Raw genomic sequence first — 25,630 nt, forward strand, 5'->3', positions numbered from 1 at the left:
AATGCCCGGCTTATACCGGGCATCTTTTTTACGTATTAGCCGTAAGTAATTTCAATTTCCTGATTCACTAACAGTGTGTAATGCGCCTGGCTATTGGTTAACAGTGTCCAGTTTTCCCCGCCGATCTGGACTTTATTCTGCGAAGTTAACCAGCCGTCGCTGAATTGCGTGCGATCAAGCGTGATGCGGTCGCCCATGTCGCCATCAATCATCAATTGCTGACTATCGTCGTTAATAAATAGCCCCTCACCGCCTTCATTCAGTAACGAGTGCAGATCGAGATTAAGCAGATTATTACCTTTGCCACTTATATCTATTTTCTGCAAACCTTCCACACGTGCACTTAGCGCAGCAAAATCAATTATCTGGTTTTCACCCGAAAAAATAATATTTGCCGCTTTCACCAGATAATGAGACGGATAAGTATTTAACCAGCTCGCGACATCATAAATGTGGCGTTCTCCTGGGATGGGCAAATAGCTCGTCCCATTCCCATCATCTCTTGATTCACTTTCATAATTGGCTTGATATTGGGGTGACGGGATGAATCTCACCGGATAATTTGCAGAGTAGGAACTTTCATTCCCAGCTTCATCTATCGCCTTCACACCAAAATTATTCAAGCCTGCACGCATATCTTGCTGCGGAGTCATTCTCCAGTCACCCTGACTATTTGCATAAGCCGATCCCACCGCCGTACCATCCTGATACAGAATCACCAGGCTGTTAACTTCGGCCTTACCGATAAAATCCAGACGTGCATCGTCGGTATGTTGCCCTGGGAATACCGATTCAATGGGTCCCCTATCATCGAGCACCTGCATAATGAGGGGCTGAATTGTTGTGGTATCAATCAGCAACGTGACGGTGCTGCTCCATTTACTGACGTTGCCAGCATGATCAATGTTACGCACGCGAAAATTCCATTCGCCATCGGAGAGATTTTGCGGTGGAGTCCACAGCCAGGTGCCATCACTGTCTACCGCAACGGTCGCGGTTGTTACCCAACTGCCGTTTTTGCTGGCGTATTGAACGCGTACATATTCATTAGGGTCGCCAGTGCCGTACAGCTCAGGGCGGCGATCGTCAGTGGCCCGGATGAGATCGAACTGTCCGCGATACAAACCAACATCATCCTCAAAGTAATTGATGGTGGCGCTATCCGGTTTCTCGGTATCAAGCTGAAATGGCCACTTCAGCGACGGCTGGCTGCGATTATTTGCCCGGTCTTCTGCCACGGCACTCAACTCATATGCACCGTCGTTAGGCAGGTTCACTTCCACCTCCCATTTGCCATGCTGATTAGCGGTTACCGAAGCCAGGGGCGTTTTGCTGTTTTTGTTGTAGATGTATACCAGGCTATTTGCCTCTGCCTCGCCACGCACGACAGGATTTGCGTCGTTGGTGTAACCATGTCGCTTAATGCTATTGCCGTTATGTATTCCACCCGCTGCATAGTCTTCGATTGCAGTAATTTGCGGCTTGTCAGGCGCGATAGTATCAATGTTGTAATTGACCGAAACGATATCACTTTGGTTATTAGCGCGATCAACGGCAACAAAGGTCAGCACATGTTCACCGTCAGGCATGGGTTGAGAAGGCGCCCAGGAAAAACGGCCGCCACTCACTGGCACACTTATTGGGTTTTTACCATTGACCATGATGATGACTGCAACGGTATCTGGCGAATGCGCACTGCCTTCCCATCGCTTCTGCGCATCGTTATACCAGTCGGATTGAATATGCACGGTGTGAGGTGAAGGGGTATTACTGGAAGCAGAGGCGTTAAAAAATAACATAAAAACTCCTTAAAAATAAATGATTTCAATGAGTTGCTAACTCACTTTCATCTTTATTATTTTGGTGTTTTTACGGTTATCAGATTCGTCCCGAATCTAAGGTTCTTAAATGCAGTGCATCTTAAAAGCAAAAAGCCAGCCGGGACTGGGCTGGCTTTGTTAGCTGAAGCAAATCATTAGCTTTTAACGTTCTGCATCAGTCCTTTGCGCTGCTCTTCCAGCACGGTTACGCGGTTGCATACTTCGTGGCCAAAGTTCTGGAAATCCTGCTCCTGCTTGTTCCACTCCGCCTGTACCGACTGTTGTAAACCGCCAAGGTTGCCCATAATGGCCTGCAGTGGATTGCTGCCACTCGCCGCCTGGCTGCTGCCCATTTCGTTGAGACTATCCTGCATGATGCCGCCTAGCGTGCTCTGCACCAGCTTCTCGCCTTCCGCGCGCACCTGATCGATAGCCTGATGATGGAACGTCAGTCCGTCTGGACGATGCTCAATAATGCGGTTCATTTGCTGCTTGAGCTGGCCATCCAGTTTAGTAAGACGGTTACGCACATTGCTGTTCGCGCCGAGCTTGTCGACAATCACTTTATCCAGCGCCACGCGGCTGCGTTCCAGACGCGAGGTTGCGCCGCTATCGATCCACGGCAAATCGCGACGCAGCGCGGTCTGGTAGTCGATGGCTTTCTGGCGCGCGGCGTTATCAACGTTGACCTTCTGGCCATTAAACTGCACGTCACCCTGCGGAGTGATTTCGAGATTGCCGTTGGTTCCCACCACCTGCACGCTCTGGGGTTTAATGATCACATCATCCTGTGGCTTGACGCTGCACTCGTATGCAGCCTGAGCCTGAGTTGCCGCCAGCAGCAGCGCGGCGATAAGTGCCTTACGAACCATGAAATCTCCCTTTTTTACGCGCTGAAAGGTCGGGCGTTGAGCGTCGCAGCCATTTTTGTGCCGGCCAGTGCGCAGCATCCGGAGCGTACATAAGTACGTGAGGAATGCGAGCACTGCCCGGTGCAAAAAGGGCAAGTAAGCTAGCCCGATACGATCTTTAGTCCCACCAAACGTCGAAGAGTTCAGTCACCTGCACATCCGTCAGGTTATGAGCTTCCAGCCACTTACGCACCAGCTCGCGGTGCTCGTCGGTGCATTTGCCGGTTTCCTGCAAGCACACCAGACCTTCCCACACCAGATAACCGCTGCCGTCATACGCCAGACCGTTCGGCGCGATCACTTCATTAATGAACTGATCAACAGTGGCGTCGATTTGCTCCTCGGTGGTGCCTTCGGCGAAACGCCAGGCGACGGAGAAGCCTAATTCCTGAAACTCATCAATATGCAGTTTTTTACGCAAACGACGGCTACGCTGTACGGCCATTATTTCACCCTCTCAAACATCAGATCCCATACGCCATGGCCCAGTCGCTGCCCGCGCTGCTCAAACTTGGTTAACGGACGCGTTTCCGGACGCGGCACGTAATTGTTACTTTCCGACTGATTTTTATATCCGTCGATGCTGCTCATCACTTCCAACATATGTTCGGCGTAGGCTTCCCAATCGGTCGCCATATGGAACACGCCGCCCAGCTTCAATTTGCGCATCACCAGCTCAGCAAACGGCACCTGTACGATGCGACGTTTGTTATGGCGCGCTTTGTGCCACGGATCCGGGAAGAACAGCTGCACCATGCGCAGCGAGTTATCCGGAATCATCTTCTGCAGCACTTCTACCGCGTCGTGACACATTACGCGCAGGTTCTCCACGCCCGCTTCCTTCGCCGACGCCAGGCAAGCACCCACGCCCGGCGCATGCACTTCCAGGCCAAGGAAATTCTGATGTGGATTGTTCTGCGCCATGGTCACCAGCGAGGCGCCCATGCCGAAACCGATTTCCAGCACTACCGGCGCGTCACGGCGAAACAGCGTCACCAGATCCAGCGGCTCCTGCTGGAACTCCACGCCCATCTCCGGCCATAAATTATCGAGCGCGAGCTGCTGTCCTTTCGTTAAGCGCCCCTGACGGCGCACAAAACTGCGGATACGGCGTAATGGCCGCCCGTTCTCATCAAATTCTGGGGTGATGACGTCATTAATCATGTTGAAGCCTGCTGGTTAGCCTGTTCTGGGAAACGGGCATTATGCAAAGTTAGGAAGCAGAAGCAAGCCTTTGCAATGTTCCGGTTTACACCCTGAGGTCTCTGTGCTGGAATTCCTGCCTGATTGTAGAGTAAACACGGAAAATTTCCTTCTTATGATGCAAGCGCCGACGTTCGCGCAACAAGTGCTGGATTGGTATCAGCGCTTTGGTCGCAAAACCCTGCCGTGGCAGCAGGAGAAAACGCCGTACAAGGTATGGCTCTCTGAAGTGATGCTGCAGCAAACCCAGGTTGCTACCGTCATTCCCTATTTTGAACGCTTTATGGCGCGCTTCCCGACGGTGGCCGATCTGGCAGCGGCACCGCTGGACGAAGTGCTGCATCTGTGGACCGGTCTCGGCTATTACGCGCGCGCGCGCAATTTGCACAAAGCCGCGAAACAGGTGGTGGAGAAGCACGGCGGCGAGTTCCCGCGAAACTTCGACGATGTCGCAGCACTGCCGGGCATTGGCCGTTCTACCGCGGGCGCGGTGTTATCGCTGTCGCTCGGTCTGCACTTCCCAATTCTGGATGGCAACGTAAAACGCGTGCTGGCGCGCTGCTACGCGGTGGGCGGCTGGCCGGGTAAAAAGGAGGTTGAAAAACGGCTATGGCAGATCAGCGAAGATGTGACGCCAGCGGCAGGCGTAAGCCAGTTCAATCAGGCGATGATGGACCTTGGCGCATTAGTATGTACTCGCTCACGCCCTAAATGTGAAATCTGCCCGCTCAACAGCAGATGCGTAGCTTATGCCAACAACAGCTGGGCGGCGTATCCCGGTAAGAAACCCAAACAGACCTTGCCAGAACGTAGCGGCTGGATGCTGATGATGCAGGATGGCGATGACGTGTGGTTAGAGCAGCGTCCGCCGGTTGGCCTGTGGGGCGGACTGTTCTGCTTCCCGCAGTTTACAAGTGAGCAAGCGCTAACTGACTGGCTAACTGAGCGCGGCATTCATGTTAAACCGCAGCAGCTCACCGCATTCCGCCACACCTTTAGCCATTTCCACTTAGACATTGTGCCTATGTGGCTCGCAAAGCCTTCCGCTGGGTCGCTGATGGATGAAGCGGGCGGTCTCTGGTATAACTTAGCGCAACCACCGTCAGTGGGTTTGGCGGCGCCGGTTGAGCGCTTGCTGCATGAATTGCGCCATCCCCAGCAGCTTACGCGTCGAGCAGACGTGACCGAAGAGGAAGAGTAATGAGCCGCACCATTTTTTGTACTTATCTGCAACGCGACGCTGAAGGTCAGGACTTTCAGCTCTATCCTGGCGAATTGGGTAAGCGCATCTTTAATGAGATCTCCAAAGAGGCCTGGCAGCAGTGGATGTCCAAGCAAACCATGCTGATCAATGAGAAGAAATTGAGCATGATGAACCCGGAAGATCGCAAAGTGCTGGAGAAGGAGATGATCAATTTCCTGTTCGAAGGCAAAGATGTGCACATTGAAGGTTACACCCCGCCAGAAAAATAACCGTTCAGGGCTTCCCTTTGAGGCCCTCTTTTTCGATTCAGGCACGCATTAACAATGAATAAAAAACTGATAGCGCTCTTGGTGATTGCACCACTTTTGGTCTCCTGCTCCGGACAAAAAAAATCGCAGTTTCATGAAGAGTGGGTCAAGGACACCAACGGTTTCGATATTTTGATGGGCCAGTTTGCCCACAATATTGAAAACATTTGGGGAATCAATGAAGTTCTGATCGCCGGACCGAAAGATTACGTCAAATATAGCGACGGTTATTACACCCGCAGCCACATCAACTTTGACAGCGGTAGCATCACCATTGAGACCATTTCCGGCACCGATCCGATGGCTAGCCTGCGTCAGGCGATCATCACCACGCTGTTGATTGGCGAAGATCCGGGCAATGTCGATCTCTACTCCGATGCCAACGATATTCAAATCAGTAAAGAGCCGCTGCTGTACGGCCAGGTGCTGGATAATACCGGCCAGCCGATCCGCTGGCAGGGCCGCGCCAGCAGCTTTGCTGATTATCTGATTCAAAACAAACTGCAGAAACGCACCTCCGGATTGCACGTCATCTGGTCGGTTACCATTCCGATGGTGCCAAACCACCTCGACAAACGTGCGCACAAATATCTGCCAATGGTGCGTAAAGCCGCTGAACAATATGGCGTGGATGCGTCACTGATTCTGGCGATTATGCAGATTGAATCGAGCTTCAACCCGTATGCGGTGAGCCACGCTGATGCGCTGGGGTTAATGCAGGTGGTGCAGCATACCGCCGGTGTTGATGTGTTCCGTATGAAGGGCAAAGGTGGCAAACCGAGCCGCAGCTATCTGCTTGATCCTGAGAATAATATTGATGCGGGCACCGCGTATTTGTCGCTGCTGCAGAGAAGTTATTTAGGTGGGATTCAGGATCCGACATCACGGCGTTATGCGGTGATCACCGCGTACAACGGCGGCGCGGGCAGCGTGCTACGCGTGTTCTCCAGCGATAAGGATCGCGCGTTCTCGTCAATAAATAGTATGTCGCCGACGGAAGTTTACCAGACGCTGACCACCAACCATCCATCGGCAGAATCACGGCGTTATCTGTATAAAGTGAGCCAGGCGCAGCGCAGTTATCGACGGTATTAAGCTGGTGCGGTTTGTCCCTCATCCCAACCTTCTCCCGCCCGCGGGAGAAGGGGCCGATCCAGCACAGAAATAATTACGCGCACCACCTAAACATTCCCTCTCCCGCTTGCGGGAGAGGGTTAGGGTGAGGGCAAGTGCAATCAGCTCACCATCATATTCGCCACCAGATGCTTACGCCCGTGCTCATCTTCTTCGGTGTAAACCCCTTGCAGCTCTGGCGAGAAGCCCGGCAGCAGATTGATGCCCTCTTCCAGCGCGAGGAAATAGCGCTGTACCGCGCCGCCCCACACTTCGCCTGGCACCACGCACAACACGCCGGGCGGATATGGCAACGCGCCTTCGGCCGCTATGCGCCCTTCAGCATCGGCAATCTTCACCAACTCCACTTCGCCACGAATATAGGCCTGGTGCGCATCCTGCGGATTCACTTGCACCGGTGGGAAGCAGGCTGAGCGGAACATCGCTTTCTGCAGATCCTTAACGTCAAAACTGACGTAGAGATCGTGCATCTCCTGACACAAGCGGCGCAGCGTGTAGCCTTTGTAGCGCTCAATATTCTTGCGATACACGCTCGGCAGCACTTCCGCCAGCAGCGCATCCTCGCGCACGTGCTGCTCAAACTGCACCAGCATCGCCACCAGATGCGCCATCTTCTCCGGCGTTTCTGCTGGCGTCAGCAGGAACAGAATCGAGTTGAGGTCGCACTTCTCCGGCACGATGCCGTTCTCGCGCAGATAGTTGGCCAGAATGGTCGCTGGAATGCCGAAGCTGGTGTACTCACCGCTGGCGGCATCAATCCCCGTGGTGGTGAGCAGCAGCTTGCAGGGATCCACCAGATACTGCTCCTGCGCATAGCCTTCAAAACCGTGCCACTTTGCGCCCGGCTCAAGGCTGAAGTATGCCGGATCGATGGCGATGGCTTCCGTTTCCACCGCTTGCCACAGCTTGCCGTGCACTTTCTCCGGCAGGAACGGCTGAATCATTTCGCAACGTTCAAGAATCGCTTTACGCGCATCAATGCCGATGGTGACGCACTCGTGCCACATGCTGCGTCCGGCCTCGCCTTTATGCATGCGGGCATTGATATCCAGCGCGGCAAACAGCGGATAGAACGGGCTGGTTGAGGCGTGCAGCATAAACGCATTGTTGAGGCGTTTGTGCGGACAGAAACGCTGCTGCCCACGGATGTGATTGTCTTTCTTATGGATTTGCGACGTCTGTGAGAAACCGGCCAGCTGCTTGTGTACCGACTGCGTGACAAAAATGCCCGGATCGTTCTCGTTCAACTCCAGCGTCAGCGGCGAACAGCCGGCCATCAGCGGAATAAACTGCTCGTAGCCAACCCACGCCGAATCAAACAGGATGTAATCGCACAGATGTCCGATGCGATCGACCACCTGACGCGCGTTGTACACCGTGCCGTCGTAAGTGCCGAGCTGAATAATCGCCAGGCGGAATGGACGTTGATCGTTGGCACGATTGGGCGCCACTTTGGCGATTTGGTCGCGCAGATAAGCATCGTCAAAACAGTGCGCATCAATGCCGCCGATAAAGCCAAACGGATTACGCGCCGCTTCCAGATACACCGGCGTGGCGCCCGCCTGAATCAGTGCGCCATGATGGTTGGATTTGTGGTTGTTGCGGTCAAACAGCACCAGATCGCCGCGCGTCAGCAGCGCGTTGGTGACCACTTTATTGGCGCTGGAGGTGCCGTTAAGCACGAAGTAGGTTTTGTCGGCGTTAAACACTTTCGCCGCGAACTTCTGCGCATCTTTGGCTGAGCCTTCGTGGATCAGCAGATCGCCGAGCTTTACGTCGGCGTTGCACATATCCGAACGGAAGACGTTCTCGCCGTAGAACTCATAAAACTGACGTCCCGCCGGATGTTTGCGGAAGAAGGCACCACCCTGATGTCCCGGGCAGGCAAACGTGCTGTTCTGCATATCGACGTAGCGCGTGAGCGTGTCGAAAAATGGCGGCAGCAACTCGGCTTCATACGCCTGCGCGGCGTCCTCCAGCGCGTCCCACTCTTCTGGCGCGCCGTTGATTTCCCCTGTGACGCCCGGCAGCTTCAGCACTTCTTCATCGAACGCATTGGCGACAAACACCGGCAGATTAAAGCCGACCTTGCGCAATAGCGTCAGCACGCCACTGCGCGTGTCCGACAAGGTGATCACGACCGCAGCGACATCGGTAAAGTCGGTATTGTCCAGCGTCACCACGTCGCGCGCAGTGTTAAGACTAAGGGTTGGCGCTACAGCAACGCTGGCAGCAATTTTCAATGGGTTCATAACACAAATCCCTGAGAGAGGATGAGTGGGTGCCGATGGCACAGCAATGAGGAGGTTTCCTCGGCGAAGTCAATCTGGGAGTTGAACACTAACTGGGGCGCAATCATGTCATCTTTTTTTTGCCGGAACAACCGCTGCGCGGCCCCTCACCCCAGCCCTCTCCCGCAAGCGGGCGAGGGCGCCGTCCGAGCCGGTATAAAGGTGAGCTGGATCGGTTCCCTCTCCCACCTGTGGGAGAGGGTTAGGGTGAGGGCAAAAAAGGAGTACTATACCCCCACTTTCCTCAACCAGCCGGAGGCTGCATGTTCAAGGCATTGGTCATTGAAAATGATGAACAGGGATATCGCACATCCCTGAAAGATCTGTCAGAAAAACAACTGCCCGATCAGGATGTCACCCTCGAAGTAAGCTACTCCACGCTCAACTACAAAGACGCGCTCGCCATCTGCAACAAAGGCCCGATTGTGCGGCAATTCCCGATGGTGCCGGGCATCGACTTTGTTGGTCGGGTGATCAGCAGCCGCCATGCTGAATGGCAGCAGGACGATGTGGCGCTGCTCACCGGCTGGGGCGTAGGCGAAAAGCATTGGGGCGGACTGGCGCAGAAAGCCAGCGTCTCGGGCGACTGGCTGGTAAAAGTGCCGGCCGCACTCAGCCCGCTACAAACCATGGCAATTGGCACCGCGGGCTTCACCGCCATGTTGTGCGTGCTGGCGCTGGAAAAACAGGGCATCACGCCGCAGCACGGCCCGGTTTTAGTCACCGGCGCGAGTGGCGGCGTTGGCAGCTTCAGCGTCAGCTTGCTGGCACGTCTCGGCTATGAGGTGATTGCTTCCAGCGGTCGCGCCAGCGACAGCGATTACCTGATCAACACGCTGGGCGCGACGTCGATTATCGATCGCGCAGAGCTGAGCGAGCCGGGCAAACCGCTGGCGAAAGAGCGCTGGGCGGCGGCGATTGATAGCGTCGGCAGCCACACGCTGGCCAATGTGTTAGCGGGCATCAAGCGCGATGGCGTGGTCGCGGCGTGCGGCATGGCGCAAGGTTTGGATCTGCCGACCAGCGTCGCGCCGTTCATACTGCGCGGCGTGGTGCTGGCGGGCGTGGATAGCGTGATGTGCGCAAAACCGCTGCGGCAGCAGGCGTGGCAGCGCCTGGCGGAACTGGTGGATGGCGACCTGTTGCAGCAGTTAACCAAGGTGATTCCGCTGAGCGAAGCGCGCGAAGGTGCCGAGCAGCTGCTGGCCGGTAAAGTACGCGGCAGATTGATCGTCGATTGCAGATAATCGCACATTACGTAGCGGCGCAATTTATGGCGCGTCTTTTCACAGAGCGCGATAAATCGCGCCGCTACGGTCTCAGGCACGCAGTTGAATCTGCGGCCTGCCCTTCTCATCCTGCACCACTACATCCAACTCCGCCTGATACCAGCGCGTCAGCGTGTGTTCGGTCATCACCTCATTGGGTGCGCCTTCCGCCACCAGCTTGCCCTGATGCAGCAACAGCACGCGATCCGACCACAGCGATGCGAGGTTAAGATCGTGCAGCACGGTGCAAACGCTGAAGCGTCCGTTGCGCGTCAGACGATGCAGCAAACGCAAACTGTGCTGCTGCCAGAACAGATCCAGCGCGGAAGTGGGTTCGTCGAGAAACAGCCAGCCGCGTGGCCCGTCATCGTGCCACAGCTGAGCCAGCACGCGCGCCAGCTGCACGCGCTGCTGTTCACCACCGGAAAGCGATCGATAATCGCGCTGTGCCAGCTCAAGGCTGCCGGTAATGTGCATCACCTCGTCGATCACCGCCCTGGATTGAGCGCGCGGCCAGGGCGCGCGGCCCATCGCCACCACATCGGCGGCGGGCAGCGGAAAACTGACGCTATTTTGCTGACGCATCACCGCGCGGCGCTGCGCCAGCGGTTCGCGCGGCCAACTGTTTAGCGGACGATCGCCGAGCCAGCACTCGCCCGCTTGCGGCGTGAGAAAGCCGGTCAGCAAGCGCAGCAGCGTGGATTTCCCCGCGCCGTTGGGGCCGATCAGCGCGATCATTTCGCCAGGCTGCAAAGTCAGGGAAACGTCGTCGATCAACGCGCGTGAGCCGTGGCTAAATCGCAGCCCGCGCGCCTGCATGCAGTCATTCATTCATCCCCCTTTGCTCACGCAGAATCAGCCAGAGAAACCACGGGCCGCCCAGCAGGCTGGTTAACAGGCCCACCGGCATTTCCGCCGGCACCACCACGGTGCGCGCCAGCGTATCGGCCAGCAGCAGCAAAATCGCGCCCGCCAGCGCCGAACCGGGCAGCATCCAGCGATGATCGCTGCCGAGACAGAAACGCATCAGGTGCGGCACCACTAAACCGACAAAGCCGATAATGCCACTCACCGCCACGGCGGTGCCTACCAGCAATGCGCTCAGCACCAGCAGCTGACGCTGCGTACGCTTAACGTCGATGCCCATGTAATGTGCATCCTCTTCGCCGAGTTGCAGCAAATTGAGACGACGCGCGCGCAGCTGAATCGCTATCAGCGCCGGCAGAATCAGCACCGCGCACACCGCCAGGCTCGGCCACTGCGCCGCGCTCAAACTGCCCATGCCCCACAACGCCAACTGACGCAACTGCTGATCGTTACTCAGCCACGACAGCACGCCGACCGCCGCACCGCATAAGGCGTTGATGGCGATCCCGACCAGCAGCAAGCGCGACAAATTGCCCAGCGCCATACGGCTAAAGCTGAAGATCAGCAGCGTCACCACCAAACTGCCCATAAAGGCGGCGAGTGTTGGCAGCCACAGCGCCAGCAGCGGCGGCAAGCCGAGCGGGATAACGATCGATATCGCTACCGCTAAACCCGCTCCGCTGCTGATGCCGAGCAAACCGGGATCGGCCAGCGGATTGCGAAACAATCCCTGCATCACCGCGCCGGACACCGCCAGCGCCATGCCGAGCAGCACCGCCAGCAGCACGCGCGGCAGGCGGATGTTGATCCAGATTTGCCACGCCATATCGCTGAGCGGCGCACGCAACAAAGTGCGCATTGAAAGCGGCATCGCGCCGAAGTTGGCCGCCATCAGCATTAATATCAGCGTGCTGATGGCCATCAAACCGAGCCAGCGCATCACGGATGTAGTTGCCATATTTTTCCCCTAAATAATTCAAGGTGCAGGAAGGCAGCAAGTGTTCGAATCCCCAGGAGCTTACACAAGTAAGTGACTGGGGTGAGAACACGCAGCTAACGCGCCTGCGGCTCGAAGTATGACGGGGAAGCCGCTTCGGCTGCGTGGCGCAGTTTGATAATCGCGCCCGGCGTATCAAGACCAAAGCTCAGCAGCGCCATCTCATCCACCACCAGCAACGCGCGATGCTGACCGGCTGGCGTCAGTGCCAAACCGGGCAGCGACCACACTTTCTCTTCGCCGCCCAGCGTACGCAGGCCATCTTCACCCACCACGATCAAATCCGGTGCCGCCGCAATCACACCTTCCTGCGACAGCTGCTGATAGTGCGGCACCGCCGCCATCGCATTGATCAGACCCGCGCTGCGAATCGCGCCGTCCGCGCCGGTTTGTGCGCCCGCCGCCTGAGTGCGCATACCGCCGTGCGCCATGATAAACAGCACTTTGATCGGCAACGGTTTTTGTGGGATCTGCGCGCGCAGCTTGTTGACCTTCTCGATCAGCGCGTTGGCTTCCTCTTCACGATGCAGCGCCTTGCCGATGGTAGCGATTTTTTTCGCGATGGCGTCGAGGCTGTTTTTGCCGGTGACATCCACCACTTTTACGCCAGCTTGCGCCACTTGCTGCAGCACCAGCGACGGTTTTGCCAGCTCGCTGCTTAGCACCAGCGTCGGTTTCAGCGCCAGAATCCCTTCGGCATTCAACTGCCGCATATAACCGACATCCGGCAGCTTGTTGGCCTGCGCTGGATGCTGGCTGGTGCTGTCACGCGCTACCAGATCCTGCTGCGCATCCAAGGCATAGATAATTTGCGTGACGTCACCGCCAATCGAGATCACCCGCTCGTCCGCAACAGCGGGCAGCGCCAGCGCAGTTAGCAGCAACAGAAGTTTTCTCATGCTAACGCCTCCAGCGACATCACCTGCTCGCGCCAGCGCGCCTGCTCCGGCGTGCCTTCGCTGCGCTGACCGTACAACTGCGCGATCTGCGTGCCGTCGGCGGCAAAAAGTTCCAGGCTGGTGACGAAGCCGTCGCCGCTCGGTTTGCGCGTTACCCAGCTTTCGCTGATGTGATCCGCCATCAAATGCAACGTGAAGGTGGGATTGAAAATGTTGATCCAGTTATCCATCGGCATCAGCTTCTGCACCGCGCCGGTGAAGATCTGCGTGCAGCCACGGTTGCCGATAAAAATCATGATTTCATTGCCATCCTGCTGCGCCAGATCCAGCAGCTGCGCCAGCGAGTCATTACTCACCTGACGCGCTAGATCGTCCGCCACCGCGCGAAACGCCTGCGGGCGCGAGATGTTGTGGCGCTTCAGCAGGCCAAAAAACTGATGCACATCGGTGATGGCGCGCCATTCGGCTTCCACTTTGCTGGCATCAACCATCCTGCTGTATTGCGGCGCGCTGGCGGGCTGCGGATCTAGCGCCGCCGCGTTCTCCAACACAAACGCCGCAATCAGCGCATCCCACGCGGCGAAATCGGTGTTGTCGGTGGTGTAGATTTTCAGCACCGCATCAGCGTGGCGATCAAAAATCTGGATGCTTTGACGTTCACCGTGGGCGCTCTGCTCACGCAAGAAGAACGCGCTGTGCCACTGATGCGGGAACAGACGCTGATCGAGCGCGCGCGGGTTGAGAATCAGTCCGGCGTGTTCGCCAAGGTGCAGGTTTTCATATTTGCCCACCTGCTCGTGAACCGCATATTCATTGCGGGTGATGCTTTTGGTTTCACCTACTGCCGCCAGAGCTGCCAGCAGCGTAGGGAAATCGGCTTTTAACGCCTTTGCATCCTGGCCGACACGCGCTTCACACAGCTGCGCTTCGCCAATGCCCATCAGCGCGGCGAAATCGCGCGCGTACTTTTTCGGATGCTCGCCTTTCAGCGCCAGATAGTGATCGTAACGTGAGTTCATTGCCTTGCTCCATGAAAATGCCCTGCGCTGCCGCAGGGCGAAAAGGGATTAGAAATCGACGTTCACACCCAACTGGAAGGTGCGGCCTGGCATCACCGCCAGGTTGATGTCGTTGCGTTCCTGGGCGTTGCTGCTGGTCAGCGTGCGGCTGCTGGTGTAATCCCAGTATTTGCGATCGGTAATGTTGTAGATACCGCCGCTCAGCTTGACGCTTTTCGTCGCCTGCCAGTAAGCCGTTGCATCCACCATGCCGTAACCCGGCACGCGCATATATTCCGTGGTGGAATCGGTGATCGCCGTGCCGGTGTTGGTGTAGCTTTCGCGGTTGGTCGCCGTGGCCTGCTTGCCTTTCACGAAGGTGGCGGTTAGCGCGGCGCCGTAGCCGCGCGCTTTGTCATCCCACGCCAGGCCAACAATCGCTTTCAGTGGCGCGACGCTATCGAGATCGATGTACTTGTCACCGGCGTAGCTGGACTTGGATTTACCTTCGTTATAGCCCAGCGCAAAGGTGCTGCTCAGGCCATCGACCTGCGGGAACCAGGTGCCGTAATTCACTTTGGTGGATATCTCAGCACCATAAATGTAGGCCTTATCGCGGTTTTCAGCCTGATAGCTGGTGTAGATGTTGCTCGGAACGTTGACGAACATCTCCGGATTGGTGGCGCGGCGATAGCGGGTGTAGGCGATGAAGTTTTTGTACTGGTTATAGAACACCGAGGTGTTGACCGTTACGCCTTCTGTCGCCTGGCCTTTCAGGCCCCACTCGAAGTTGTTGCTGGTTTCGGTTTTCAGATCGGTGTTACCAATCAGCGCATATTGCGCGCTACCCGCATAGCTGGAACCCAGGTTCCATGAGCCATACAGCTGGCTGGTGGTGGGGAACTGCACGCCGCGTTTGTATTGCAGATAGGTGGTCAGCGCTGGCGTTAAATCGTACTGGAAGGTCAGCGATGGCAGCACCTGCGTATCGGAGTTAGTTTTGCCATACAGCGCATCAACCTGCTCTTCGGTCAGCACCGTGCTGCCGGTGGTGAGATCGCCGAGATTTTTCGGCTTGGTGCTTTGATACATTACGCGCACGCCGGGAATGACCGCGAAGTTGTGGCTATCAAGATCGAAATTGATCTTGTCTTGCAGGTATCCTGCCACCGCGAAAGTGCGGCTGTCAGACTGCGGTTGGGTGATGGCGCTAAAGGCGCTCGGCGCTGGTTCCTGGCGGAACGGACGCTCGCTGTAGTCCAGGCGCGCATTGACACCGGCACTCAGCTCGTGGCGGCCCAGCGTTTTGGTGCCGCGCGTGTCGAAGCCATAGCTATCGACGTTGAAATCGGAATAGACAAAGCCGTACTCGCTCGCGCTGGTCGGCAGATAGGTATTGTCGTGCGCCTGAGTTTGCTGCCAGTAAAGGCGCGTGGTCAGCGTATCGATAAAGTCGTTATACGGCGTCCACTCATCCGCCAGATTGATGCCCCAACGGCGCGTATCGCTCTGCTGCTGCGCGGTGCCCCAAACGGTGTTGCCGCTGGTGTCCCAGGTATCGTAATGGCTGTGGTTGGTTTTGTGATAGTAATCAAAGGTGGCGCTCAGCTTGTGCTGATCGTTCGGCTGCCAGATCCCGGATGTCATAAAGGCGTCAGAGTGCCAGTTGGCCGGATAAGCCTGTTTCACGTCGCTGTTGTTGCGGGTTTCCTGGCCATCGCGACGGCTGTAAACAAATAGGCCGCGCAGCTCGTCATCGCCAGCAGCGGCGGTGATGCCGTTGTGCCAGCTGCGATTCGATGAGTCGTAATCGCTCTGGTAACCGAAATAAGTATTTTTGTCGCTGCTAAGGTAATCGTCAGCAGTTTTATTGTGGAACGAGACGTTACCGCCAATCGAGGTATTCGGCTGATCCACCGCCGTGGCGCCCTTCTCAATATCAACGCTGCCGAACAGGTAGGGATCGATGTAATCGCGGCCAATACCAAAGGTGTTGTTGCCGGTGCGGCTGACGTAAGGGCGGCCGGTGGCATCCGGAATCGGAATGCCGTCGATATCCATGCCGACGCGATTACTCTCCAGACCACGAATGTTGTAACCGGTGTAACCCGCGCGGTCGAAACCGCTTTTGCCGGCAGAGGATCCGCCGCTGGATCCGGTGGCGCTGATCAGCGGCTCATAACGCATGATCGAACCGAAATCGTTCGCACCGCGTTTTTGCAGCTCTTGTGCTGTGATGGTGGTTTTATTGCCGGCCTGCGGTTTTGGCGCGGTGACGGTGAGAACCGGTTCATTGCTGGTGCTATCGCTGGCGGCAAAGCTGCAAGCGGCATGAATAGCTGAAGATAAGATGGCAACTTTGAAAAGACGTTGCTGGGCCGTTCCCTGAAAGAGTGAAGACATGCGCGAAATACCTGGTTAATTGTTAGTATTCGCTCACTTGCTTGCTGCCGGAAAGTACGGGCCTTGGTTAAAAGACCGTAAAAATTATGGACTTATTTTTTGTAATAAATGATGTCGAAAGGAATGTAATGCAAGTGGTAATCATTATCAACTAGCAGTAAGCTAAGATGTATCTTGGACCGCACATTTTGTTAACTTCATTATCTAAATGAGACACGTTATGTCACAGAAACCGGCGATTACCATTCATTACTGCACACAATGTAACTGGCTGCTGCGTTCCGCCTGGATGGCGCAGGAGTTGCTGCATACCTTTGCCGAGGATTTAAGCGCGGTAACGCTACAGCCGGGAACCGGCGGCGTGTTTGAGATTACCATTGATGGTCAGGTGATTTGGGAGCGTAAGCAGGAAGGCGGATTCCCGGATGCGGCAGCGCTGAAGCAGCGCGTGCGCGACCTCTGCTGGCCGGATCGCGCGTTGGGGCATGTGGATAAGAAGAAGAGTTGATTTGGGGTTCGTGCGTTATCGGAATAAACGGATGTACACGCACCTAAGGTCGTCATTCATGGCGACCTGCTAACTTTTAGCGATCTTTTCCGCCGCTTCCTGCAGCGCGCTGATCACGATCTCCAGCGCCTCATCCGAAATATCTTCCTGCGCCAGACGATGATTCAAGGTGTGTTTGATCAGATGAATCGCCTGTTCAACCTGCGGAATGCTGCGGTTATTCACCAGAATCGCCAGCGAGGTTAAGCGCTCGATAATCGCATTCACATTGTCACGATTCTCCGCCAGCAGCGCCTCGCCGCCTTCATTCAGCGCATAGGCTTTACGCGATGCCTGCGCATCGACCACGCGAATCGCATCCATCTCTTCGAGCAGCGTCAGGTTAGGATAGATAATGCCGGGGCTGGGTGAATATTCCCCTTTGGAGAGCTCTTCAACCGATTTGATCAGCTCATACCCGTGCGCAGAGCTGATGGCGAGAAAGTGCAGCATTAACAAGCGGATATCGCTGGCATCCAGCATCCGCTCCCGACGCTTCTTGCGTGCGCCTGCACAGACGGTGCGCTGTGCGTGATCGGACTGCCATGGAAAATCCCGCTGCTGTTTCATTGCCTTCCTGAGCGCTAATTAAGGGAGGTTGATAGTAGTCTGCCACCTGGCAAAATTCAACACAGGCGGCAGCGCGCGCGGCGTTGGCGTTATTTCTGATGCCAATAAGCTACGGCGCGCACGAAATCGGTATGTGCACCGCGTCCCTGGGTGAAGTAATCGCTCAGCAGTTTCACCGCTTCGCCCTCGCCCGTCAGCCAGATGAAGTATTCAGTGGCGGGTAGCGCAATCTTATCCAGCTGTGCCGTTATTGATACCAGGTTATCGGCCTGCATGGTGCCGCTGCCCAACCAGCTCACCTGCACATTTGGCAGATCACCGAGATAATCGCGGCCGGTGGCTTCATCGGCATAGGCCAGCAGATGAATTTCCTGCGCCTGGATTTCGCTGTAACGACGTTTAAAGGCGGGCAGACCGGTCTCATCACAGACGTAAATCTGGCAGGCGTAATCCGCCGGTATCACCAACGAACCGCGCGGACCGCCCATCGCGATTCGATCGCCCACTTTGGCTTGGCTTGCCCAGCTGCTGGCAACGCCGCCGTCGTGGATGTAGAAATCGATGGTCAGAGAATCGACGCCGTTAAATTCCAGCGGCGTGTAATCACGCGCGGCAGGACGCACGCCATTCGGCCAAACGATGCCTTCATCGGTGATCTGCGGCAGCGCCAGCTCTGCACCAGCATGTTCCGGGAAGAACACTTTGATGTGATCGTCAAACGATGGCGAGTTGAAGCCGGCCAGATCGCTGCCGTTGAAAACAATGCGCCAGAATTCACCGGCAATCAGCGTCTTGCTGACCACGCTGATGTGGCGGAAACGCAGTTCATTGCGCACACGACGTGGCGCGCGTTCGGAAGGGTGAGTTTGCAAGTGGTGTCTCCCTAAAAGATAGTGAAAGTCATTCTCATCTGATGGGGAGAGAATAGTTATGATATATCTTCGACGCAATGCCGAAAAATGCTATTGGAAAATTGGCATGTTAAAACAGCGCGATAAATCGCGCCGCTACGATGAAGAGCTGTGAGGGATAAGGTGCAAATGACAAGCAGGAAGTGTAGCGGCGCAATTTATTGCGCAATACATAGATGCGTTTGACTGCCGAGACCGCGCTTAGATTGCAGCGGTCACGGATTTTAAAACCGGATTACGCCTGGTGATTGCCGCAGGTCACGAAACTGCCATCATCCTGGCTATGTTTCGGCAGCACATTGTCGCCCAGAATTTCATGCTGCGCACAATGCGGTTGATGCGGATGCAGTCCGCCCGGCGGTGAAAAAGGCTCAGCCATTTGTGCACTTGCCAGCGAAGAAAACGCTACAAGCGCTGTCATGAGGAACAACGGTAGAAGTCGCATAATTTTTTTGTCTGTTCACTATAGCGGCCCGGAATGGACCAGAAATGCAGGTGATTATCCAGCCTGATGTGTGGCGGCTGGTGATTTACGCGGCCAATCAGGTTTCGATGAAGAATTTTACGCTCATTACGCCAGTGAGTTTATAAAATCGTGCGGTTTGTCACGGTTTACCGCACGAATTATGCATTACTTATCCGTCACCGGAATATAGAAGGTGCCTTGCAGCAGATCGGGCGTGCTGTATTTCAGATCCAGCTTAAGCAAATCTTTGCCCGCACGGCGTGCTACGCCCAGCGCTGGCAAATGGTTGTAGTAAATCTCCGCGGTGAATGAGTTGATCTCTTCCGGCGCGCCGTGCCAGTCAATCTCCGCATACAAACCCCTCTCGCCGGTCCAGTTCTGCACGTTACGCGGCAGCACATCGGCGTATTGACTCTCCAGCGCCTGGAACAGGCTGATGTGTTGCTGGTCGGCAGAATGCACGCCCGGACTGAACTGAAAGCCCAGCCAGCCGCGGTTCACATGCTGACCGGCAAAAGCGATGAAATCGCGCGTATGCTGCGCCACCACATGATTTTGATGATCGATGTATTCCCCGAAACGGCATTCCCACTCAATCACTTCGCCACACAGCTGAATCTCCGGCTTCTGCGCCAGACGCGCATTGACCCACTCACGCTGCGTGGAGATGCGGCTGTGGAAATCCTTCATCAGCATTTCCGGAATGCGACGATAAGCACCCGGCGTCATCGAGAAGTGACTTTTAAACACACGGGTAAAATTCTGCTGATTATCAAAACCAAAGCGCACCGCAATATCGATCAGCGGCATGCTGGTCAGACGCAGCGCCATCGCCGCCATGGTCAGACGACGTTTGCGCGTGTAGGACGCCAGCGTTTGTCCGGTCATCTCTTTAAACATGCGCTGCATGTGCCATTTGGAGTAACCGGATTTCAGGGTAATCAGATCGATGTTGAGCTCGTCGGTCAGGTTCGCTTCTATCCAGTCCACCAGATCGTTGATGTACTGTTTTTTTACATTCAGGCTGAGCATGATTTTGATAATCGAATGAGGTGGTTAACGTCATGAATTTGCGTTATTCGTCACATAAATATAACAAAAACGTATTACCAACGTAAGGAAGAGTAAAGGTAGCGCAACGGGAAAAGCATTAATTGCTTAGGTTACTAACGTTTTTATCGCGCATGAAAAGAAAAAAGGTCGTCACGAATGAAGACCTTTCGGTGATATCAACTGCTTGAAGCGGTGCGCGGGCTCAGTGCGAACGCATGCCCGCTGCCGTCATCATCATACGAAACAGTGATGCCACCACACCGAGTGCCAGCACGCTCGCGCCGTAAATGACTACCAGCCACATCACCTGCTTCCACCACGGAATCTTCGTTTCAGAGTGAGTTTTCATGTTGCTGACCTCGGTTTTCATATCAATGGTATCCTTCGTCGGCTTTGATTTTTCCGCGGAACACGTAGTAACTCCAGAAGGTGTAACCCAGAATTACCGGAATAATCAGCAGGCCGCCCACCAGCATAAACGCCTGGCTGCTCGCCGGAGACGCCGCCTGCCAAATGGTGATCGACGGTGGAATGATGTTCGGCCAGATGCTGATACCGAGGCCCGAGAAGCCAAGGAAAATCAGCGCCAATGTCAGGATGAACGGCGAGTAATGCGCTTCACGTTTGATGGCGCGCACAATCCCCCACGAACACAGCACCACCAGTACCGGAACCGGCAGGAACCAGAACAGGTTCGGACGCGAGAACCAGCGCTGCGCGATATCCGCGTGCGTCAGCGGCGTCCAGATACTGATAATGCCCACCACCAGCAGCAACGTCAGCGTCAGCGGCGTCGCCAGCGCAGACATCTTACGATGCAGATCGTGTTCGGTTTTCATGATCAGCCAGGTACAACCCAGCAGTGCATAGGCGATGACCAGACCGACGCCGCAGAACAGCGGGAACGGCGCTAACCAGCTCATCGCTGAACCCGCATATTCACGGCCAACCACCGGGAAACCATTCAGGATCGCGCCCACGGCCACGCCCTGACTGAAGGTGGCCAGCAGTGAACCGGCAATGAATGACTTATCCCAGAACGCACGGTGTTCTAGCGTGGCTTTAAAGCGGAACTCAAACGCTACGCCACGGAAGATCAGGCCAATCAGCATCGCCGTCAAAGGAATCGACAATGCATCCAGCAGCACCGAGTAGGCCAGCGGGAACGCGCCATACAGCGCCGCGCCGCCCAGCACCAGCCAGGTTTCGTTGCCATCCCAAACCGGAGCAACGGTATTAACCATCATGTCGCGTTCGATGGGATCTTTATTGAACGGCAACAGCAGGCCAATGCCGAGATCGAAACCATCCATCACGATGTACATCAAGGTGCCAAACACGATGATGGCAAACCAGATAATTGAAAAGTCGATCATCTTAGTGCTCCCCACTCTTTTCGCTATGGGTTTTGGCCGCCGACAACGGACGCGCTGGCGTGTGATGCTGACCCGGACCACCGTGATCAACCTCTTTACCTTCGCCGGTCACCGGACCCTCTTTGATCAGACGCATCATGTAGAGGTAACCGACACCAAACACCGACGAGTAGACCAGAATGAACGCCAGCAGGCTGATGCTCATGTGCATATCACCATGCGCCGAGACCGCATCAATGGTGCGCTGCACGCCATATACCACCCACGGCTGACGCCCAATCTCGGTGGTAAACCAACCGGCCAGAATGGCGATCAAACCCGATGGACCCATCAGCAGCGTGAACCACAGGAACGGACGCGAGTGATACAAACGGCCTTTGAAACGCAGCCACAAAGACACCACGCCGAGCGTAATCATCAGCAGGCCCAGCGCCACCATCACGCGGAATGACCAGAAGATAATGGTGGAGTTTGGACGGTCCTCTTTCGGGAAGCTCTTCAGCGCAGGGATTTGCTTCTCCAGGCTGTGCGTCAGAATCAGGCTGCCGAGGTACGGGATTTCCAGTGCGTACTTGGTGCGCTCCTGCTCCATATCCGGCACACCGAACAGAATCAGCGGCGTGGCTTCACCCGGCTTGTTTTCCCAGTGTCCTTCAATTGCCGCGATTTTCGCAGGCTGATGCTCAAGGGTGTTCAGGCCGTGCGCATCACCGATCATCGCCTGAATCGGCGCCACGATCAGCGCCATCCACAGCGCCATCGAGAACATCTTACGAATCGCTGGATTGTCGTTACCGCGCAGTAAATGCCATGCGCCCGACGCGCCGACAAAGAAGGCGCTGGCCAGGAAGGCACCGACCGACATGTGGAACAAGCGATAAGGGAACGAGGGGTTGAAGATAATTTTCAGCCAATCTTCCGGTACCACGATGCCGTTCTGGATGATGTAGCCCTGCGGCGTATGCATCCAGCTGTTTGACGCCAGAATCCAGAAGGTGGAGAAGATGGTGCCGAGCGCGACCATGCAGGTTGCAAAGAAGTGCAAGCCTGGACCGACGCGGTTCCAGCCAAACAGCATCACGCCAAGGAAGCCCGCTTCAAGGAAGAAGGCGGTTAACACTTCATAGGTGAGCAGCGGGCCGGTGATACTGCCAGCAAACTGTGAGAAACCGCTCCAGTTAGTACCGAACTGGTACGCCATCACCAATCCGGATACCACGCCCATGCCGAAGTTAACGGCAAACGCTTTTGACCAGAAATGGTAGAGATCGCGATAGGTCTCGTTACGGGTTTTCAGCCACATCCCTTCAAGCACCGCCAGGAAACTGGCGAGACCGATGGTGATGGCTGGAAAGATAATATGGAAGGAAACAGTAAATGCGAACTGAATCCTGGCCAGATGAAAGGCGTCTAATCCAAACATTGCTTACCTCATTGCCACAAATTACACCGAATTTTTACTTATAATTAACAAGCAGAGCGCAGCGGTTATTTCGCCGTGCTTAAAGAAATGTCGCGCCAATGTAAAAGGAAGTGATGCGAACAAAAAGATACAGGGGAAGTCGGTAAAACTATAACAGTGTTTTTTGATTTCGATCATTGTTTTCAGCAGAAACTAATACTTTAAAAATCACGACGTTAAGGTTAATCACCCTCATTCATTGTGACAATATTGTTATTGTTTTCCGCCTATTCCCGCTGTGCTTATCAGGTAAGCACTTCATTTATTTATTTTTTAGTGCGAAGAAAAATGGCGTTATTTACGGTAAATACGTTGAGCATGTAAATATTTCCGGACAGCGCAGGACGATCAGGATTGTTAATTAAAAGCTAATATTTTTAGAACAAAAAGATATATTTCTGCTGTTTATTAAACAGGTGATGTAAACGCAGTGACGTTAACCTACTGCGGCATGGTATTTGCCAGCGGCGACAAGCTGTGCTTTTTTAGAGCAGTAATCAACCAGTTAAACAGCGAAGGAGAGGTTATGGCCCGTCTTACTGCACAGGATTTCCCTCAGGAACTGCTCGAGCTTTACGATTACTACGCGCACGGCAAAATCAGCAAACGCGAATTTATCGCGATGGCGGCGAAATTCACCATCGCCGGCATGACCGGCGCCACGCTGCTCAGCGCCATGAGCCCCAATTATGCGCTGGCGCAGCAGGTGGAATTTACCGATCCGGCGATCAAACCGGAATACATTCACTATCCGTCACCGCAAGGTCACGGCGAGGTGCGCGGCTATCTGGTGCGACCGGCCAATGCATCCGGCAAAGTGCCTGCGGTGGTAGTGGTGCACGAGAATCGTGGCCTCAATCCCTATATCGAAGACGTGGCGCGACGGGTAGCGAAAGCCGGTTACATCGCGCTGGCGCCCGATGGTTTGAGCTCGCTGGGCGGTTATCCGGGCAACGATGACGAAGGCAAAGTGATGCAGGCCAAAGTCGACCCCACCAAGTTGATGAATGACTTCTTCGCCGCGATTGATTTCCTGATGCACCACGAAGAGGGCGCCGGCAAAGTGGGTATCACCGGCTTCTGCTACGGCGGCGGCGTAGCCAATGCGGCGGCCGTCGCGTTTCCTGATTTGGCCTGCGCGGTACCGTTCTACGGCCGTCAGCCTAAAGCGGAAGATGTGCCGCGCATCAAAGCGCCGCTGTTGCTGCACTACGCCGCGCTGGATAAAGGCATCAACGAAGGTTGGCCAGCCTATGAAGAGGCGTTGAAAGCCAATCACAAAATCTATGAAGGCTATGTTTATCCCGGTGTGAATCATGGCTTCCACAATGATTCGACGCCGCGTTATGACAAAACCGCCGCCGAATTAGCATGGAGCCGCACGCTGGGTTGGTTTGAGAAGTATTTACGCGCTTGAGGGTGCGGCGGTCGCCATAAATGGCGGCCCTTCTCAATGCGCCTTCAAAATCCGATGCACATTGCTCTCCAGCCAATCCGCCAGTCCGGTCACCTGCCCTTCCACTTCGCGGCCTAACGACGTCAAACGATACTCAACGTGCGGTGGCACCACGTCATAGGCAATGCGTTCCACAAAACCATCCTCTTCCATATAGCGCAGCGTCTGCGCCAGCATACGTTCGCTGACGCCGCCAATCTTGCGGCGCAGTTCGCTAAAACGCAGGGTTTCTTCGCGCAGCGCCAGCAAAATCAGTACGCTCCAGCGGCTGGTAATGCGCTTCAACACGTCGCGTGACGGGCAATTCACGTTAAGCAACTCACCGCGCGTAAATTTTTCACTCAACTTTTCAGACATTTAACTCAGCTTCTCCAAACTAACAAATCTGTAAGTACTTACTAAAAGTTAGTTTATCGCTTAGGCTGTTTTCATACCAGTTCAAAAGGAGAACAACATGATTGCGATTACAGGTGCCACAGGCCAACTGGGCCGTCTGGTGATTAACGCGTTATTGAAAAAAGTGCCGGCTAGCGAAATCATTGCGGCGGTGCGTTCGCCCGAGAAAGCAGCCGATCTGCAGGCGCTGGGCGTAACGCTGCGAGCGGCGGATTACAGCCAACCGGAAACGCTGCAAAGCGCCTTTGCCGGTGTCGATAAACTGCTGCTGATCTCTTCCAGTGAAGTCGGCCAGCGTGAAGTGCAGCACAAGGCGGTGATCGATGCGGCAAAAGCCGCTGGCGTTGGCTTTATCGCCTACACCAGCTTACTGCATGCCGATACCTCGCCGTTGGGTTTAGGCGTTGAGCATCGTGCGACTGAAGCCCAGCTGAAAGCCTCGGGCATTCCTTTCGCGCTGCTGCGTAACGGCTGGTACACCGAAAACTACGCGGCGAGTATTGCGCCCGCGCTGGCGCATCATGCCTTTATTGGTGCGGTCGGCGAAGGTCGCATCGCTTCCGCGGCGCGCGCTGACTATGCGGCGGCAGCGGCCGAAGTGATCAGCCGTGACGATCAGGCGGGCAAGGTGTATGAACTGGCTGGCGACGACAGCTACACGCTGGCGCAGTTCAGCGCCGAGATTGCTAAACAGTCTGGCGAGCAAGTGGATTACATCAATCTGCCACAAGCCGAATTTGCCGCCGCGCTGAAAGGTGCCGGTTTGCCAGAGGGCTTGTCAGAGATGCTGGCAGATTCAGATGCCGGCGCCGAAAAAGGCGGTTTGTTTGACGATAGCCATACGCTAAGCAAACTGATTGGCCGCCCCACCACGCCGTATGCGGACGTGATAAAGGCGGCGTTGCAGAAGTAAGGTGCGGCCTGATGCCCTCACCCCGACCCTCTCCCACAGGGAGAGGGAGTCGCTGCCACATTTTAGCTCGATCTGTTCCCTCTCCCGGTGGGAGAGTGAGGCGCTGCCACATGTTAACTCGATCGGTTCCCTCTCCCGCCTGCGGGAGAGGGTTAGGGTGAGGGAAATACAGCTCTA

Annotated in this window: 26 protein-coding genes; 8 read left to right on the forward strand and 18 right to left on the reverse strand. The window is 55.4% G+C overall.

The genetic code is table 11. From position 1 onward, the window contains the following. Nucleotides 1-35: 35 nt before the first annotated feature. The 4 genes from K5Y33_RS17930 to trmB all read right to left on the reverse strand — a co-directional run bounded on the left by K5Y33_RS17930 (nt 36) and on the right by trmB (nt 3,895). Entirely contained in the window at nt 36-1,799 is a 1,764-nt protein-coding gene (locus K5Y33_RS17930) for an Ig-like domain-containing protein (RefSeq protein WP_222234745.1), read from the reverse strand. A 176-nt stretch (nt 1,800-1,975) separates the two neighbouring features. Further along, complete coding sequence (locus tag K5Y33_RS17935; protein WP_110868028.1) at nt 1,976-2,692, reverse strand: DUF2884 domain-containing protein; 717 nt, start codon at nt 2,690-2,692, stop codon at nt 1,976-1,978. A 157-nt stretch (nt 2,693-2,849) separates the two neighbouring features. Beyond that, complete coding sequence (locus K5Y33_RS17940) at nt 2,850-3,176, reverse strand: YggL family protein (protein ID WP_008107231.1); 327 nt, start codon at nt 3,174-3,176, stop codon at nt 2,850-2,852. Next, on the reverse strand, nt 3,176-3,895 hold the full coding sequence (trmB, locus tag K5Y33_RS17945) for a tRNA (guanosine(46)-N7)-methyltransferase TrmB (protein ID WP_222234747.1): 720 nt from the start codon (nt 3,893-3,895) through the stop codon (nt 3,176-3,178). Before trmB ends, K5Y33_RS17940 begins: the two co-directional genes overlap by 1 nt. 154 nt (nt 3,896-4,049) lie before the next feature. Here trmB and mutY point away from each other — a divergent pair, with 154 nt between their 5' ends. Genes mutY through mltC form a run of 3 tightly spaced genes read left to right on the forward strand, consistent with a single transcriptional unit; the run spans nt 4,050 to nt 6,541 of the window. Next, nucleotides 4,050-5,135 (forward strand): A/G-specific adenine glycosylase, encoded by a 1,086-nt coding sequence (gene mutY / locus K5Y33_RS17950; protein WP_222234749.1) that lies wholly within the window; start codon nt 4,050-4,052, stop codon nt 5,133-5,135. Next, entirely contained in the window at nt 5,135-5,407 is a 273-nt protein-coding gene (locus K5Y33_RS17955) for an oxidative damage protection protein (protein WP_007890330.1), read from the forward strand. Before mutY ends, K5Y33_RS17955 begins: the two co-directional genes overlap by 1 nt. 54 nt (nt 5,408-5,461) lie before the next feature. Beyond that, the gene (gene mltC, locus K5Y33_RS17960) at nt 5,462-6,541 is read left to right on the forward strand and encodes a membrane-bound lytic murein transglycosylase MltC (protein ID WP_222234751.1); all 1,080 of its coding nucleotides are present in this window, start codon (nt 5,462-5,464) and stop codon (nt 6,539-6,541) included. Nucleotides 6,542-6,681: 140 nt separating this feature from the next. On the opposite strand, the gene K5Y33_RS17965 is transcribed toward mltC, so the two are convergent. Continuing rightward, complete coding sequence (locus K5Y33_RS17965; protein ID WP_222234753.1) at nt 6,682-8,832, reverse strand: ornithine decarboxylase; 2,151 nt, start codon at nt 8,830-8,832, stop codon at nt 6,682-6,684. Nucleotides 8,833-9,134: 302 nt separating this feature from the next. Between K5Y33_RS17965 and K5Y33_RS17970 the strand changes: the two genes are divergently transcribed. Next, a complete protein-coding gene (locus K5Y33_RS17970; RefSeq protein WP_110868031.1) occupies nt 9,135-10,118 on the forward strand; it encodes an MDR family oxidoreductase in 984 nt (327 codons plus the stop codon). A 72-nt stretch (nt 10,119-10,190) separates the two neighbouring features. Here the strand turns inward: K5Y33_RS17970 and K5Y33_RS17975 are convergent, their stop codons facing one another. The 5 genes from K5Y33_RS17975 to K5Y33_RS17995 form a co-directional block, all read right to left on the reverse strand. Further along, on the reverse strand, nt 10,191-10,970 hold the full coding sequence (locus K5Y33_RS17975) for a heme ABC transporter ATP-binding protein (protein WP_222234755.1): 780 nt from the start codon (nt 10,968-10,970) through the stop codon (nt 10,191-10,193). After that, complete coding sequence (locus K5Y33_RS17980) at nt 10,963-11,964, reverse strand: iron ABC transporter permease (RefSeq protein WP_222234757.1); 1,002 nt, start codon at nt 11,962-11,964, stop codon at nt 10,963-10,965. Before K5Y33_RS17980 ends, K5Y33_RS17975 begins: the two co-directional genes overlap by 8 nt. 95 nt (nt 11,965-12,059) lie before the next feature. Next, nucleotides 12,060-12,902 (reverse strand): hemin ABC transporter substrate-binding protein, encoded by an 843-nt coding sequence (locus K5Y33_RS17985; RefSeq protein WP_222234759.1) that lies wholly within the window; start codon nt 12,900-12,902, stop codon nt 12,060-12,062. Beyond that, nucleotides 12,899-13,921, reverse strand: coding sequence for a hemin-degrading factor (locus K5Y33_RS17990; protein WP_222234761.1), 1,023 nt, complete (start codon nt 13,919-13,921; stop codon nt 12,899-12,901). Before K5Y33_RS17990 ends, K5Y33_RS17985 begins: the two co-directional genes overlap by 4 nt. 48 nt (nt 13,922-13,969) lie before the next feature. Continuing rightward, nucleotides 13,970-16,303: a TonB-dependent receptor domain-containing protein gene (locus K5Y33_RS17995; RefSeq protein WP_222234763.1), complete on the reverse strand. Its 2,334-nt coding sequence runs from the start codon at nt 16,301-16,303 to the stop codon at nt 13,970-13,972. A 220-nt stretch (nt 16,304-16,523) separates the two neighbouring features. On the opposite strand from K5Y33_RS17995, the gene K5Y33_RS18000 reads away from it, so the two are divergent. Further along, nucleotides 16,524-16,811 carry a SelT/SelW/SelH family protein gene (locus K5Y33_RS18000; RefSeq protein WP_101761890.1) on the forward strand — a complete coding sequence of 96 codons (288 nt, stop codon included), beginning with the start codon at nt 16,524-16,526 and terminating at the stop codon, nt 16,809-16,811. Between the two features lie 69 nt (nt 16,812-16,880). Here K5Y33_RS18000 and K5Y33_RS18005 read toward each other — a convergent pair whose 3' ends face one another. The 3 genes from K5Y33_RS18005 to K5Y33_RS18015 all read right to left on the reverse strand — a co-directional run bounded on the left by K5Y33_RS18005 (nt 16,881) and on the right by K5Y33_RS18015 (nt 18,710). Further along, nucleotides 16,881-17,420: a PadR family transcriptional regulator gene (locus K5Y33_RS18005; RefSeq protein WP_101761889.1), complete on the reverse strand. Its 540-nt coding sequence runs from the start codon at nt 17,418-17,420 to the stop codon at nt 16,881-16,883. 89 nt (nt 17,421-17,509) lie between these two features. Continuing rightward, on the reverse strand, nt 17,510-18,292 hold the full coding sequence (locus K5Y33_RS18010; protein ID WP_222234765.1) for a siderophore-interacting protein: 783 nt from the start codon (nt 18,290-18,292) through the stop codon (nt 17,510-17,512). Nucleotides 18,293-18,566: 274 nt separating this feature from the next. Beyond that, a complete protein-coding gene (locus K5Y33_RS18015) occupies nt 18,567-18,710 on the reverse strand; it encodes a hypothetical protein (RefSeq protein ID WP_162129952.1) in 144 nt (47 codons plus the stop codon). On the opposite strand from K5Y33_RS18015, the gene K5Y33_RS23825 reads away from it, so the two are divergent. Further along, nucleotides 18,711-18,767 carry an SEC-C metal-binding domain-containing protein gene (locus K5Y33_RS23825; RefSeq protein WP_137386906.1) on the forward strand — a complete coding sequence of 19 codons (57 nt, stop codon included), beginning with the start codon at nt 18,711-18,713 and terminating at the stop codon, nt 18,765-18,767. A gap of 195 nt (nt 18,768-18,962) precedes the next feature. On the opposite strand, the gene K5Y33_RS18025 is transcribed toward K5Y33_RS23825, so the two are convergent. From K5Y33_RS18025 to K5Y33_RS18040, 4 genes are all read right to left on the reverse strand, one after another. Then, nucleotides 18,963-19,829, reverse strand: a complete 867-nt coding sequence (locus K5Y33_RS18025; protein ID WP_222234766.1) for a helix-turn-helix domain-containing protein — start codon at nt 19,827-19,829, stop codon at nt 18,963-18,965. Between the two features lie 223 nt (nt 19,830-20,052). Continuing rightward, the gene (locus K5Y33_RS18030; protein WP_101761885.1) at nt 20,053-20,220 is read right to left on the reverse strand and encodes a DUF2474 domain-containing protein; all 168 of its coding nucleotides are present in this window, start codon (nt 20,218-20,220) and stop codon (nt 20,053-20,055) included. A 1-nt stretch (nt 20,221) separates the two neighbouring features. After that, complete coding sequence (gene cydB, locus K5Y33_RS18035; RefSeq protein WP_064738586.1) at nt 20,222-21,226, reverse strand: cytochrome d ubiquinol oxidase subunit II; 1,005 nt, start codon at nt 21,224-21,226, stop codon at nt 20,222-20,224. Nucleotide 21,227: 1 nt separating this feature from the next. Then, nucleotides 21,228-22,649, reverse strand: a complete 1,422-nt coding sequence (locus K5Y33_RS18040) for a cytochrome ubiquinol oxidase subunit I (protein ID WP_101761884.1) — start codon at nt 22,647-22,649, stop codon at nt 21,228-21,230. 565 nt (nt 22,650-23,214) lie between these two features. Here K5Y33_RS18040 and yghX point away from each other — a divergent pair. Further along, the gene (gene yghX, locus K5Y33_RS18045) at nt 23,215-24,105 is read left to right on the forward strand and encodes a YghX family hydrolase (protein WP_222234768.1); all 891 of its coding nucleotides are present in this window, start codon (nt 23,215-23,217) and stop codon (nt 24,103-24,105) included. A gap of 33 nt (nt 24,106-24,138) precedes the next feature. On the opposite strand, the gene K5Y33_RS18050 is transcribed toward yghX, so the two are convergent. Then, nucleotides 24,139-24,501, reverse strand: a complete 363-nt coding sequence (locus K5Y33_RS18050) for a helix-turn-helix domain-containing protein (RefSeq protein WP_101761882.1) — start codon at nt 24,499-24,501, stop codon at nt 24,139-24,141. Between the two features lie 97 nt (nt 24,502-24,598). On the opposite strand from K5Y33_RS18050, the gene K5Y33_RS18055 reads away from it, so the two are divergent. Then, the gene (locus K5Y33_RS18055; RefSeq protein WP_110867251.1) at nt 24,599-25,453 is read left to right on the forward strand and encodes an SDR family oxidoreductase; all 855 of its coding nucleotides are present in this window, start codon (nt 24,599-24,601) and stop codon (nt 25,451-25,453) included. The last annotated feature ends 177 nt before the right edge of the window (nt 25,454-25,630 follow it).

This window comes from Pantoea sp. DY-17 (assembly GCF_019795975.1).
Taxonomy (GTDB): Bacteria; Pseudomonadota; Gammaproteobacteria; order Enterobacterales; family Enterobacteriaceae; genus Pantoea; species Pantoea leporis.